The sequence below is a fragment of the Streptomyces viridosporus genome (genome assembly GCF_002078235.1).
Classification (GTDB): Bacteria; Actinomycetota; Actinomycetes; order Streptomycetales; family Streptomycetaceae; genus Streptomyces; species Streptomyces viridosporus.
Map to the genome: position 1 here is coordinate 1 of NZ_MSGP01000382.1, position 13,281 is coordinate 13,281.

Consider the following 13,281-nt stretch of genomic DNA (forward strand, 5'->3'; position numbering starts at 1 on the left):
GGCTGCGCGCGGAGACGGAGCGCCCGACGGTCGCGGACCGGGTGGCGGCGGCGCTGCGGGCCGGGGTGGAGCGGGCGGGCATGCTGCGGCCGGGGACCCGGCCGCCCGCCGTGGTGGTCGGGCCGGCCGGCGGCTGGGCGGCGGCGTCGGCGGGGCTGCGGCACGCGGCGGAGACGGCGACCGCGGCGCAGGGCCTGCCGGACCGCCCCTGGTACGACGCCCGACGGCTGGACATCGACCTGCTGCTGTGGCGGCTGCGCGACCACCCGGACCTGGCGGCGTTCGTGGACCGCGCGATCGGCCCCCTCCTGGACCACGACCGCCGCTCCAGGCCCTTGCTGCTGCCCACCCTGGAGACGTATCTGGCCCATGCGGGACGCAAGGCGGAGACGGCCCGCGAACTGCACCTGAACCGGCAGACGCTCTACAACCGGCTCGCCCGCATCGGCGAGTTGCTGGGCACCGACCTCGACGACCCGCAGACGGTCCTGGCGTTGAGCCTGGCCCTGCGGGCCCGGCGGCACGTGTCCTGACCCGCCGGCCGCCGCCCCGCGCCCGGCCCGGGATCAGATCAGCGGTCGGTGCCGGGTCAGCTCGTCGTACACGCTGAGCACTTGGGCGACCGTCTCGTCCTCGGTCGGCCAGGTCGACGCCTGCCGCGCGCCCCGCTGCCGGAGCAGTTCCCTGCGGCCGGGGTCGTCCAGCAGCCGTACGACGGCGTCGGCGAGCGCTCGCGCGTTGCCGTACGGGACGAGTTCGGCGGCGTCGCCGACGAGTTCGGGGATGCCGCCGACGCCGGTCGCGACGAGCGGCACGCGTGCGTGGAGGGCCTCCTGGGCGAACGGGGAGCGGGCCTCCCACCGGCTGGGCAGCAGTGCGAGGTCGGCGGCGGAGAGCAGGTCGGGGACGTCGTCGCGCCGGCCGATGAGCCGGACCGGCAGGTCCTCGGTCTCGATCCGCCGCTGGAGTTCGCCGCGCAGCGGCCCCTCCCCCGCGATGACGACCAGCGGAACGGGATCGAGGCGGCTCCACGCGTACGTGGCGTCCAGCAGGGTGGTGTAGCCCCGGTGCCGTTCGAGGGAGCCGACGGCGAGGAGCAGCGGGCGTCCCATGGCGCCGAGTTCGGCCCGGACCTTGGACCGCGACCGGTCGGGATCCTCCGGCTGCGGGGGCGTGCGCGTCCCGGGGAGCGAGATCGCGGCCAGCCGCGCGTCCCGCGCTCCCGTGCGGCGCGCCCGGTCCACGAGGGCGGAGGTCGTCCCGAGCACCACGGTGGCCGCCTTGACGACCCGCCGCTCCAGCACCCGCAGGAAGTGGGCGCGCGGACCGTCGGCGCGCGCCCGGTCGTGCCAGGTCACGACGAGCGGGGTGGGCCGTCCGCTGAGGGCGAGCACCGTGCGGAAGGAGGCGTGCAGCCCGTGCGCGTGCACCAGGTCGGCGTCCGTGCAGGCCGCCCGCAGCGCGGCCACCGATCCCGGGTCGCTGCTGCGCGGCACGTGCACGTGGTCGGCGCCGACGCCCGTGAAGCCGTAGGTGTGATCCGCCTCGGCGGGGGCGCACACCGTGACCCGCACGCCCCGCGCGACGAGCCCCGCGGCCAGCGAGCGCACATGGGCGCTGCTGGCGGCGTTGCCACCGCCCAGCACCTGCACGGTGCGCAGCGGTGAGTGGCTGCTCACGGGGGTCACGCGGCCGGGCTCCTGGTTCGGGTCGGACGGTCACGAAGGACGTACAGAAGGGTGGTGCGCAGGGGTGTGCCGCACGGTTTCCTCCGTGTACTCCGTCAAGGATGCCAGGACGTACGGGCGTTCCGGGACGGCGGGAGCGCGGGGCCGGGGTCGCACGGGAGGGCGTATCACCCACACGGGTGACGGAAGCATCGGCTCCGGGACGGGACGCCGAGCGGCTCCCGGTCCCTCGGCCCCCGTCCGGCCACCGGGCCGCCGCGCTCGCCCGGTCCCCGTGCGCCGCGGCCGCGACCGGCGCGACGGCATGGGCGACGTGTCCGGTCCCGGCCTCCGCCGCGAGGGCGGCGGGGCCCGCGTACCACCCGGTGCCACGGCCTGCGTGGTCCCTCCGCTCCCGGCGGTCCCGGCCCCCGGGCGTCTCGGCCCGCAGCACGGCCGTGCCGGCCCGGATGAGGGCGGCGGCGAACCCGAAGGAGGCGGTTCCGCGGGATCGGCCGACCGTCCCGCCGGACCACGCGCGGTCATCCCCTCGGACCGGGCGTGGGCGCGTCCGGCGCCCGGGCGCTCCCCGGCTACACGTCCGCCCGGGCCGTCGCCAGCAGTTCCTCCGCGTGTGCGCGGGCGGTCTGCGAGTCCTCCTGGCCCGCGAGCATCCGGGACAGCTCCCGGATCCGTTCCTCGCCCTCGAGCACCTTCACGCCGGACCGGGTGACCGAACCGTCGTCGGTCTTCTCGACCAGCAGCTGCCGGTCGGCGAACGCGGCCACCTGGGGCAGGTGGGTGACGACCACGACCTGCGCCGTCTTCGCCAGCCGCGCGAGCCGGCGCCCGATCTCCACCGCCGCCTTGCCGCCGACACCGGCGTCGACCTCGTCGAAGAGGTACGTCGGCACGGGGTCCGTGCCCGCGAACACGACCTCCACGGCCAGCATCACGCGCGACAGCTCACCGCCCGACGCCCCTTTGGCGATGGGCCGGGGCGGCGCCCCGGGGTGCGGGGCCAGCAGCAGCTCGACCTCGTCCACGCCCGACGGACCGTAGGCGACCGTGCGCCCGCCGACCTCGACGCCCTCGGGGTCCTCGGTCTGCCGGATGTCGAACGACACGCGCGCGTGCGGCATGGCGAGCGAGGCCAGCTCGGCGGTCACCGCCGCCGCGAACCGCTCCGCCGCCTCCGTCCGCGCGTCCGTCAGCTCCTGGGCCAGCACGCCCAGTTGGGCACGCAGCTCGTCCCGCTCGGCGGTGAGCTCCGTGATCCGCTCGTCGTCGCCCTCCAGTTCGGTCAGCCGCGCGGCGCTCTGCTCGGCCCAGGCCAGCACGGCCGCGATGTCCTCGCCGTACTTCCGGGTCAGCCCGGTGAGCGCGGCCCGCCGTTCCTCCACCGCGGCCAGCCGCAGCGGATCGGCGTCCAGGTCGTCGGCGTACCCCGCGAGTTCCCCGGCGACGTCGCGCAGCAGGATGCCGACCTCCCCGATCCGGTCGGTGAGCGCGGCCAGCGCCGGGTCGTGGGCCCGTACGGCCTCCAGGGCCCGCTGGGCGCCCGCGACGAGCGTCCCGGCGTCGACGCCCTCGGGGTCCTCCGGGGTGCCCGCGAGGGCGGCGTGCGCGACCGCCGCGGCGGACGCCAGCGCCTCGGCGTGCCCGAGCCGCTCGGCCTCCTCCGCCAGTTCCACGTCCTCGCCCGCGCGCGGCTCCACGGCGGCGATCTCCTCGAGCCCGAAGCGCAGCATGTCGGCCTCCTGGGCCCGCTCACGCGCGCGCGTGGTGAGTTCCTCGAGCTCCGCGGTGACGGCCCGCAGCCGCTTGTACGCCCCGCCGTACTTGCCGAGCGGCACGGCGACCGCGTACCCGGCGTACCGGTCGAGCGCCTGCCGCTGCCGGGACAGCTTCAGCAACCCCTGCTGGTCGGTCTGCCCGTGCACGGCCACGAGGTCGTCGGCGATCTCGGCGAGCAGCCCCACGGGCACGCTCCGCCCTCCGACGTGCGCCCGTGAACGTCCCTCGGCGGAGACGGTACGGCTGATCAGCAGCGACCCGTCGTCGAGTTCGGCCCCGGCCTCCTCGGCCCGTACCACGGCCGCGGTGTCCCGGGGGACGGTGATCCGCCCCTCCACGACCGCGTTCCGCGCGCCGATCCGCACCAGGGCCGCATCCGCCCGTCCCCCCAGCAGCAGGCCGAGGCTGGTGACCACCATGGTCTTGCCCGCGCCCGTCTCGCCGGTGACGGCGGTGAAGCCGGGCGACAGCTCGACGACAGCGTCGTCGATGACTCCGAGCGACCGTATCCGCATTTCCTCCAGCACGTTCCAGACCTTACGAGGTTTCACGGTGACCGTGCGACGCCGCCCCACCCATCGGGGGGTCACCGCACGTCGCGGCCGTGCGGCGGGTCACTCACCGAACAGGTGTTCCCTTCCCGTCGGGCCGGCTCCGCCTAGTGCGGCGCCCCGCGCCACCCCGAGACCGGCAGCGCGAACTTCGCCACCAGACGGTCCGTGAACGAGGCGTGGTGCAGCCGGGCCAGCCGCACCGGCACGGCCCCGCGCCGCACCTCCACCCGGGCGCCGGACGGCAGCTCCACCGTGCGCCGCCCGTCGCACCACAGCACGCCCGGCGGCACGTGCGGCAGCACCTCCACCGCCAGCACGGAGTCCGGCGAGGTCACCAGCGGCTTGGCGAACAGCGCGTGCGCCGAGATCGGCACCATCAGCAGCGCCTCGACCTCGGGCCACACCACGGGTCCGCCCGCGGAGAACGCGTAGGCGGTCGAGCCGGTCGGGGTGGCGCACACGATCCCGTCGCAGCCGAACCCGGTGACCGGCCGCCCGTCGATCTCCAGCACGACCTCCAGCATCCGCTCGGCGGACACCTTCTGCACGGCCGCCTCGTTCAGCGCCCAGTCCGTGTGCACGATGTCGCCGTTGCGGTGCACGACGACGTCGACGGTCATGCGCTCCTCGACCTCGTACGCCCGGTTCACCACGCGGTCGACCACCTTGTCGAGGTCGTCCCGCTCGGCCTCGGCGAGGAACCCGACCCGCCCGAGGTTGACGCCGAGCATGGGCACCCCGGAGGCGCGGGCGAACTCGGCGCCGCGCAGCAGCGTCCCGTCGCCGCCGAGCACGATCAGCAGCTCACAGCCGTCCAGGCACTGCGGTGTGGCCTCCTTGACGGTCTCCACGTCGTCCGGCAGCGGCAGGTCGCGCGCCTCGTCCTCCAGCACCCGCACCCCGAGCCCGGAGCGCAGCAGCCCCTTGACCACGAGTTCGGCGCTGCGGATGGCCGCGGGCCGCCCGGTGTGGGCCAGCAGGAAAACAGTACGAGCTCGGTTCTGTGTCAACGCGGCCCCTCCGCCACTGCACGGTCAACGTCGGCCGGGTCCAGTTCCGGAGCCCCGGCCCGCAGCCACAGAAAATATTCGACATTCCCGGAAGGTCCGGGCAAGGGGCTCGCCGTCACGCCCTTCGCCCCGAGTCCCAGCTCCCAGGCCCTGGCCGCCACCCCGCGCACGGCCTCGGCGCGCAGTTGCGGGCTGCGGACCACTCCTCCGCTGCCCAGCCTCTCCTTGCCCACCTCGAACTGCGGCTTGACCATCATCACCAGGTCGGCGTCCGGTCTCACGCACCGCTTCAGGGCGGGCAGGACCAGTCCGAGCGGAATGAAGGACAGATCCCCCACGACAAGATCCACAGGCTCCCCATCGATCGCCTCGAGCGTCAACTCCCGTACGTTCGTACGGTCCTTGACGGTGACGCGTTCATCGTTCCGAAGAGACCAGGCGAGTTGTCCGTATCCCACGTCCACGGCGACCACGTGCGCGGCCCCGGCCCGCAACAGGACGTCGGTGAAGCCGCCGGTGGAGGCGCCGGCGTCCAGCGCCCGCCGCCCCTCGACCACCAGCCCCCGCGGCACGAAGGCGTCGAGCGCCCCGGCCAGTTTGTGGCCGCCGCGCGACACGTAGTCCGGGTCGCCGGCGTCGTCGGCGACGACGATCGCGGCGGCGGTCTCCACCTGCGTGGCGGGCTTGGTCGCGACGGTCTTGCCGACGCTGACCCGGCCCGCGGCGATCAGCTGGCTGGCGTGCTCGCGCGAGCGCGCCAGCTTGCGGCGGACCAGTTCCGCGTCGAGACGGCGGCGTGCGACTCCTGCCACGTTCGGTTCAGCTCCTGTGTGCGTGTGCGTGTGCGTGTGCCGGATCGGATGGGTGGCCCGAAGGGCCTGGTCGAGGGGTGGCGGTCGGGTGACGGGCGGGAGCCGGGGATCCCGGACCGGCGTCGAGCGCGGTGAGCGCGTCGCGCAGCCCCCGGTGCACATCCTCGTACACCTCGACGTGACCGTCCGTGGCGAGGTGGTCGGCGTCGGCCAGCCGCTCGAGACGGGCGTCCACCTCGGCGTTGCCGGTGGGGGTGCGCGGCACGTTCAGGGGTACCGGGCCGGCTGGCCCCGGCTCGGGCTCCGGCTCGGGCGGCGACTGCGGCCCGGCGTGTCGTGGCTGCGGCTGCGCGAGGACCGGCTCCGTGTGCTCCGCCTCCGGCGCTGCGTCGTTCATGCCCCGACGCTACCGCGAACGCCTGGGGTACCGTCGTCCGCGATGGCCACGATCGAGGAGTGCCGTGCCGCACTCGACAAGCTTTCGGACAGCATGCAGCACGCCGAGGGGGACGTCCGCGCGGCCGCGGCGATGGACCGCTCGGTCAGCTGTCACATCACCGACCTGGACGTGACCTTCGCCGGCCGGCTCACCGGCGGCCGGATCGAGGTGCACGACACCTTTCCGGGCCCGCCGCGCGAGAAGGCCCAGATAAGGCTCGCGATGACCGGCGACGACCTGGTGGCCCTGGTCGACGGCGAGCTGCACTTCGCCAGGGCCTGGGGTTCGGGCCGGGTGAAGCTGGAGGCGGGGCTGCGCGACCTGTTCCACCTCAGGAAGCTCCTGTAGCGACCGCCTTCCGGGCCGCGTCCCGGTCCCCGGCCGCCGCCCGCGCCCTGCGCGCCGCCGGCACGATCAGGGGCGTGCCCGTCTCGGGGTCGTCGATGACCTGGCAGCGCAGCCCGAAGACCTCCTCGACCAGCCCGGCGGTGACGATGTCCTTCGGCGCGCCCTGGGCGACGACCTTCCCCCCGCGCAGGGCGATGAGGTGGGTGGCGTACCGGGCGGCGTGGTTGAGGTCGTGCAGCACGGCGACGAGGGTGCGTCCCTGCTCCTCGTGCAGGTCCGCGCACAGGTCCAGGACGTCGATCTGGTGCTGGATGTCCAGGTAGGTGGTCGGCTCGTCGAGCAGCAGCAGCGGGGTCTGCTGGGCCAGCGCCATCGCGATCCACACGCGCTGCCGCTGACCGCCGGAGAGCTCGTCGACGTAACGCTCCGCCAGCTCGGCGACCCCGGTCTGGGTCATCGACTCCCGGACGACCCGCTCGTCCTCGGCCGACCACTGGCGCAGGATGCCCTGGTGCGGGTAACGGCCGCGGCCCACCAGGTCGGCGACCGTGATGCCGTCGGGCGCGATCGACGACTGGGGCAGCAGCCCCAGGGTCCGGGCGACCTTCTTCGCGGGCATCGACTGGATGACCTGTCCGTCGAGCAGGACCCGGCCCTCGCTGGGCTTGAGCATCCGCGACAGCGCCCGCAGCAGCGTCGACTTGCCGCAGGCGTTGGGGCCGACGATCACGGTGAAGGAGTTGTCCGGTATCTCCACCGACAGCTGCTCGGCGATGACCCGCTGGTCGTAGGCGAGGGTGACGTTCTCGGCGGACAGTCGGTTCACGGTGCTCCTTCGGTCGTCCAGCCCGCTGCTGGCACTGTTCTTGCCGCTCCTGTCCTTCTCGGTCCCGGCGCTCATATGCGCCCCGCCCTGCGCTCGGTGACCAGCAGCCACAGCAGATAGACACCGCCGACCACGCCGGTGACCACGCCCACGGGCAACTGGTCGGTGCCGAACGCCCGCTGCGAGACCCAGTCGGCGGTGACCAGCAGGGCGGCGCCCATGCACAGCGACGCCACCAGGTTCGGCCCGGGCGAACGGGTCAGGCGCCGGGCGAGCTGCGGCGAGGTGAGCGCGACGAAGGCGACCGGTCCGGCGGCGGCGGTCGCGGAGGCGGTGAGCAGCACGGCCGACACCAGCAGCACCAGCCGTACGCGCTCCACCCGCACCCCGAGGGCGGACGAGACGTCGTCGCCCATCTCCATCATCCTCAGCCCGCGGGAGTTGGCGAGGACCAGGGGGACGAGGACGACGCACAGGGCGAGCAGCGGCCAGACCTGGGCCCAGTCACGGCCGTCGAGGGAGCCGGTCATCCACACGACCGCGCGGGCCGCGTCGACGATGTCGGACTTGGTGAGCAGGTATCCGTTGACCGCCGTGACGATCGCCGAGACACCGATGCCGACCAGGACCAGCCGGTACCCGTGCACGCCCCGCTTCCAGGCGAGCACGTAGATGGCGAACCCGGTCACCAGCCCGCCGACGAGCGCGCCGACGGCGACCTGGTCGGCGGTGCCGGAGAACAGCACGATCACCGTGAGCGCGCCGGCGGTCGCCCCCTGCCCGAGACCGAGGACGTCCGGGCTGCCCAGCGGATTGCGGGAAATGGCCTGGAACAGGGCGCCGCCGAGTCCGAGCGAGGCACCGACCAGCAGGCCGACCAGGACCCGGGGCAGCCGCAGTTCGGTGACGATGAACTCCTGCCCGGCGTCGCCCTCCCCGACGAGCGTCCTGAGCACGTCGGCGGCGGATATCGGGAAGTCGCCGGTGCCGATCAGCACCACGCTCGCGGTGAGCGCCGCGAGCAGGAGCAGCACGACGACGGTGAGGGCACGCACGTCCAGCCGGACCGAGAGGCCGCCGGGAGTCCGTACCGCGCGGTGGGTCTTCACAGCTGAGCCGTCCTCCGCCGTCGTACCAGAAGGATGAAGACCGGGCCGCCGAGGATCGCCGTGACGATGCCGACCTGGAGTTCCGCGGGCCGGGTCACGATCCGGCCGATCACATCGGCTCCGATCAGCAGCACGGGCGACAGGATCGCCGCGTACGGCAGGATCCAGCGCAGGTCGGGCCCGGTGAAGGAGCGCACGACGTGCGGCACCATCAGACCGACGAACACGATCGGCCCGCACGCGGCGGTCGCGGCCCCGCACAGCATGGTCGCGGCGAGCATGGACAGCGCCCGGGTGCGGTTGAGGTCGGCGCCGAGGGCCTTGGCGGTGTCGTCGCCCATGGCCATGGCATTGAGCGGCCGGGCGAGCAGCAGCGCCAGCGCGCAGCCGACCAGCAGGAACGGCAGGACCTGCTCGATGGTCGAGGCGCTCCCCGAGGACAGCGACCCCACCGTCCAGAAACGCATCCTGCCGAGCGCCGCGTCGTCCAGGATCATGACGGCCTGGATGTAGCCGTAGAGCGCGGCGGAGATCGCGGTACCGGCGAGCACGAGCCGCACCGGCGTCGCGCCCCGGCTGCCGCCCAGGAACCACACCAGCGCCCCGACGGCCGCCGCGCCGAAGAACGCGAACCACACGTACCCGGACAGCGAGGTGACGCCGAAGAAGGTGATGGCGGTGACCACGGCCGCGGACGCGCCCGCGTTGATGCCGAGCAGCCCGGGGTCGGCCAGCGGATTGCGGGTGAGCGCCTGCAGCACCGCCCCCGACAGACCGAGCGCCGCACCGGCGAGCAGCCCGAGCACGGTGCGTGACAACCGGTCGGCGACGACGACGTCGCTGTAGCTGCCGGTGTCCTGGAACAGGCCGTGCCAGACCTGGTCGAGGGACAGGTCCTTCGCCCCGATCGCGAGGCTCGCCAGCATGACGAACACCAGGATCGCGACGGAGACGAGCAGCCCGAGGGAGCGCGCGACCCGGCGCCTTGGGGGCGCGGGGGCATCGTCCGCGCGCTGTTCGGGGGGACTCTCGACCAACACGCGGTTAGGTTAGCCTACCCTGCCATTCGATCACGATCCCCGAACTCGTCCTCCGAAGGACGGACAGGGCGGACAGAGACGGTCAGGGGCGGTCAGGGACGGTCGGGGAGGAGAGACGGCGGAGAAGCCCGGGCACCGGTGACGCCGGAGCCGGGGGGCGCCGGAGCCGGGGGGGCGCCGGAGCCGGGGTTCACAGCCCCAGCCGCGCCAGTGCCTTGCCGCCGTCCAGCTCGCACACACCGTCGCCGGCCGCCGTCCACGCCGCCGCGCACAGCGCACGCAGCCCGTCCGACGCGGCACCGTCCCCGTCGAGCTCCAGCCGTCCCCGCGCTCCCGACCTCGCTCGACCAGGGGAGACCTCCGCACCCCCGGCCGTCGCCGTCCAGCCTCCGCACCGGAACCCGCCGTCCGCCTCGACGACCTCCGGCTGCCCGGTGAGCAGTCCGCGCAGATCGGCGTCGACATAGGTCGGCCGGTGCTGCGGCGGCGCGGCCAGCAGCTGCGCGCCGTCCGTCACCCCGGTCAGCACCAGCAGGGAGTCGACCCCGCCGTTGAACGCGCCCTCGATGTCGGTGTCCAGCCGGTCCCCCACCACCAGCGGCCGTTCGGCACCCGTACGGAGGATCGTCTCCCGGTGCATCGGCGGCAGCGGCTTGCCCGCGACCTGCGGCTCGGCGCCGGTGGCGATCCGTACGACCTCCACCGCCGCGCCGTTGCCCGGTGCGATGCCCCGCCCGCTGGGAATCGTCAGGTCGGTGTTGGACGCGAACCACGGCACCCCGCGCGCGACGGCGTAGGACGCCTCCGCGAACCGTCCCCATGGCAGTTCGGGCCCGCCGTACCCCTGCACGACCGCCACCGGATCGTCGTCCGCCGACTCCACCGGCACGAGCCCGCGCTCGCGCAGCGCCACCCGCAGCCCCTCGCCGCCGACCACCAGCACCCGGGAGCCCTGCGGCACCTGGTCGGCGATCAGTCGCGCCACGGCCTGCGCGGAGGTGATGACGTCACCGGCGTCCGCCGGTATCCCCAGCTCGGTCAGGTGCGCGGCCACGGTGTCCGGAGTGCGCAGGGCGTTGTTCGTCACGTAGGCGAGGTGCATGCCGCCCTCGCGGGCCGCCGCGAGCGACTCGACCGCGTGGACGATCGCGCTCCCGCCCGCGTACACCACACCGTCGAGGTCGAGCAGAGCCGTGTCGTACGCCTCGCTCAGGGCCCGCCCACTCGCCCCGGGCCTCGTCCTGACGCTCCGGCTCATTCCGCATCGCTCCTCGTTCGACGGCTTTCCCCCGATCATCCCCCATGCCGCCGACACCCGTACGATGCCTGGATGAACACAGCAGGTCACTCGGAAGCGAAGGCGCCCCGAGGCCTGGAACTCACTCCGTTCCGAGGCCTTCGTTACGACCCCGACCGGGTCGGCAGCCTGGCCGCCGTGACATCCCCGCCGTACGACGTCGTCGTCCGTCCGGACGGCCTGCACCACCTCCAGTCCGCCGACCCGTACAACATCGTCCGGCTGATCCTGCCCCAGGCGGACACGCCCGAGGCCCGCAACGCCCAGGCCGCCGACACCCTGCGCCGCTGGCGCGCCGAGGGCGTCCTGACCGCCGACGCCGAACCCGGGCTGTACGTCTACGAGCAGCGCGACGACGCCGGCATGCTGCAGCGCGGTCTCATCGGTGCGCTGCGCGTCTCGGACCCCGGCGAACGGCTCGTCCTGCCGCACGAGGACGTCATGCCGCACATCGTCGCCGACCGCGCCGACCTGATGCGGGCCACCTCCGCCAACCTCGAGCCGCTGCTGCTGACCTACCGCGGCGACGACACGGCGACCGTCACGGCCGCCCTGATCGAGCACACCGCCGAGCAGCCGCCGCTCCTCGCGACCACCACGGAGGACGGCATCCACCACCGTCTGTGGTCCGTCACCGACCCCGCGGACCTGGCCGCGGTCGGGAAGGAGCTCGCCGGCCACCAGGCCCTCATCGCCGACGGCCACCACCGCTGGGCGACCTACCGCCGGCTCCGCGCGGAGCGCCCCTCCCCCGGCCCCTGGGACCACGGCCTGGTCCTCCTCGTCGACACGGCCCGCTATCCCCTGCGGGTCCGCGCCATCCACCGCCTCCTGCACGACCTGCCGGTCGCGGACGCGCTGGGCGCCCTCGACGGCCTCTTCCGGGTCCGCCGCCTCGACGGCACCGTGCTGCCCGAGGCCATGGAAGCCCTGGCCGAGGCGGCCTCCGCGGGCAACGCCTTCCTCCTCGCCGGAGACGGCGCCTTCCACCTCGTCGACCGCCCGGACCCGGAGCTGCTGGCCCGCACGGTCCCGGCCGACCGGCCCGCGGCCTGGCGCACCCTGGACGCGACGGTCCTGCACGCCACGCTCCTCGACCACGTCTGGCACGTCCCCGAGGACTCCCCCGCCCGCATCTCCTACATCCACGACACGGCCGCGACGGTCGAGAAGGCGGAACGCGACGGCGGGACGGCCGTGCTGATGCACCCGGTCCGCGAGGAGGTCGTCCGCGACCTCGCCCGCCAGGGCGTCACGATGCCCCGCAAGTCGACGTCGTTCGGCCCGAAACCGGCCTCCGGCCTGGTCCTGCGCGCACTCGACCTCTGACGGCGAGGGGCGGGCCCCGACGGGACCCGCCCCTCCACACCGTTCCCCTCCGCGCGGGGAGGTCAGGACGCCGATCAGTCCTTGTCGGTGTCCTTGTCCTTGTCCTCGTCCGCGTCCGCGTCCGTGCGGACGTCGTCGTTCCCCTCCTCGTCGAGGGCGTCCACGAACTCCACGCCGTCCAGCTCGGCCAGTCGGTCGGAGGCGTCCGTGCTGCCGTCCCGGTCGGCCTCCACGGCCTTGGCGAACCAGTCCCGTGCCTCGCCGGTCCGTCCGGCGGCGAGCAGCGCGTCGGCGTAGGCGTAACGCAGCCGCGCGGTCCACGGCTGCACGGAGTTCGACGCCAGTTCGGAGCTCTGCAGCGTCACGATCGCCGCGTCCAGCTGCCCCATGTCACGCCGGGCGCCGGCCGCGACGAGCCTCATCTCGACCTGTCCGGCCTTGTCGAGCTTCTGCACCTCGGGCGCCCCGGCCATGTCCAGCGTCTTCTCCGGCCGTCCGAGCCCACGCTCGCAGTCGGCCATGAGCGGCCACAGGTCGACGGTCCCGGTCATCCGCCGCGCGGCCCGGAACTCGGCGAGCGCCTCGGCGTACTTCTGGTTGGCGTACGCGGCGAACCCGGCGGCCTCCCGTACGGCGGCGACGCGCGACGCCAGCCGCAGGGCCACCTTGGAGTAGCCGTACGCCTTCTCGGGGTCCTCGTCGAGCAGCCGGGCGACCATCACCAGGTTCTTGGCGACATCGTCCGCGAGGGTCTTGGGCAGACTCTGCAGCTCCTGCCGTACGTCCTTGTCGATCTCCTCGCCGGTGACGTCCTCGGGGATCGGCAACCGCTTGATCGGCTCCCGGTCCCGGTCCCGCTCCTCGCGGAACCGCTGGCCACCGTGCCGGTCGTCCCGCCCACGGTATCCACCGGGCCGTCCACCCCGGTCGTCCCTCCGAGGCCCGCGCCCACGGTCATCACGCCCCCGGAAGCCACCCCGGTCGTCACCGCGGCTGTCATCCCTGCGGAAACCACCCCGGTCGCCGCCACGGCTGTCATCCCTGCGGAAACCA

General features: G+C 74.1%; 13 protein-coding genes. 3 read left to right on the forward strand and 10 right to left on the reverse strand.

Going from position 1 to position 13,281, the window contains the following annotated elements; genetic code table 11:
• Nucleotides 1-533, forward strand: a 533-nt coding sequence (locus tag B7L92_RS26150; RefSeq protein WP_170102242.1) for a PucR family transcriptional regulator, incomplete at its 5' end; no start/stop codon positions are given.
• 33 nt (nt 534-566) lie between these two features.
• On the opposite strand, the gene B7L92_RS26155 is transcribed toward B7L92_RS26150, so the two are convergent.
• From B7L92_RS26155 to B7L92_RS26175, 5 genes are all read right to left on the reverse strand, one after another.
• Nucleotides 567-1,688, reverse strand: a complete 1,122-nt coding sequence (locus tag B7L92_RS26155; protein ID WP_081239849.1) for a glycosyltransferase family 4 protein — start codon at nt 1,686-1,688, stop codon at nt 567-569.
• Between the two features lie 572 nt (nt 1,689-2,260).
• Entirely contained in the window at nt 2,261-3,979 is a 1,719-nt protein-coding gene (gene recN / locus B7L92_RS26160; RefSeq protein WP_081239850.1) for a DNA repair protein RecN, read from the reverse strand.
• A 143-nt stretch (nt 3,980-4,122) separates the two neighbouring features.
• Nucleotides 4,123-5,028, reverse strand: a complete 906-nt coding sequence (locus tag B7L92_RS26165) for an NAD kinase (protein WP_081239851.1) — start codon at nt 5,026-5,028, stop codon at nt 4,123-4,125.
• Nucleotides 5,025-5,840 (reverse strand): TlyA family RNA methyltransferase, encoded by an 816-nt coding sequence (locus tag B7L92_RS26170; RefSeq protein WP_081239852.1) that lies wholly within the window; start codon nt 5,838-5,840, stop codon nt 5,025-5,027. The genes B7L92_RS26165 and B7L92_RS26170 overlap by 4 nt, the downstream gene beginning before the upstream one ends.
• A gap of 7 nt (nt 5,841-5,847) precedes the next feature.
• Nucleotides 5,848-6,237 (reverse strand): hypothetical protein, encoded by a 390-nt coding sequence (locus B7L92_RS26175; RefSeq protein ID WP_081239853.1) that lies wholly within the window; start codon nt 6,235-6,237, stop codon nt 5,848-5,850.
• 42 nt (nt 6,238-6,279) lie between these two features.
• Between B7L92_RS26175 and B7L92_RS26180 the strand changes: the two genes are divergently transcribed.
• Complete coding sequence (locus tag B7L92_RS26180; protein ID WP_081239854.1) at nt 6,280-6,627, forward strand: sterol-binding protein; 348 nt, start codon at nt 6,280-6,282, stop codon at nt 6,625-6,627.
• On the opposite strand, the gene B7L92_RS26185 is transcribed toward B7L92_RS26180, so the two are convergent.
• From B7L92_RS26185 to B7L92_RS26200, 4 genes are all read right to left on the reverse strand, one after another.
• Complete coding sequence (locus B7L92_RS26185; protein WP_081239855.1) at nt 6,611-7,528, reverse strand: ABC transporter ATP-binding protein; 918 nt, start codon at nt 7,526-7,528, stop codon at nt 6,611-6,613. The two genes, B7L92_RS26180 and B7L92_RS26185, sit on opposite strands and share 17 nt — an antisense overlap.
• Nucleotides 7,525-8,562 carry a FecCD family ABC transporter permease gene (locus B7L92_RS26190; RefSeq protein ID WP_081239856.1) on the reverse strand — a complete coding sequence of 346 codons (1,038 nt, stop codon included), beginning with the start codon at nt 8,560-8,562 and terminating at the stop codon, nt 7,525-7,527. Before B7L92_RS26190 ends, B7L92_RS26185 begins: the two co-directional genes overlap by 4 nt.
• Nucleotides 8,559-9,602, reverse strand: coding sequence for a FecCD family ABC transporter permease (locus B7L92_RS26195; protein ID WP_081239857.1), 1,044 nt, complete (start codon nt 9,600-9,602; stop codon nt 8,559-8,561). The genes B7L92_RS26190 and B7L92_RS26195 overlap by 4 nt, the downstream gene beginning before the upstream one ends.
• Before the next feature lie 190 nt (nt 9,603-9,792).
• Nucleotides 9,793-10,860: an HAD hydrolase-like protein gene (locus B7L92_RS26200; RefSeq protein ID WP_081239858.1), complete on the reverse strand. Its 1,068-nt coding sequence runs from the start codon at nt 10,858-10,860 to the stop codon at nt 9,793-9,795.
• 72 nt (nt 10,861-10,932) lie between these two features.
• Here B7L92_RS26200 and B7L92_RS26205 point away from each other — a divergent pair, with 72 nt between their 5' ends.
• Nucleotides 10,933-12,228, forward strand: a complete 1,296-nt coding sequence (locus B7L92_RS26205; protein ID WP_081239859.1) for a DUF1015 domain-containing protein — start codon at nt 10,933-10,935, stop codon at nt 12,226-12,228.
• A 74-nt stretch (nt 12,229-12,302) separates the two neighbouring features.
• Here B7L92_RS26205 and B7L92_RS26210 read toward each other — a convergent pair whose 3' ends face one another.
• On the reverse strand, nt 12,303-13,055 hold the full coding sequence (locus B7L92_RS26210) for a tetratricopeptide repeat protein (protein ID WP_081239860.1): 753 nt from the start codon (nt 13,053-13,055) through the stop codon (nt 12,303-12,305).
• Nucleotides 13,056-13,281: the final 226 nt, after the last annotated feature.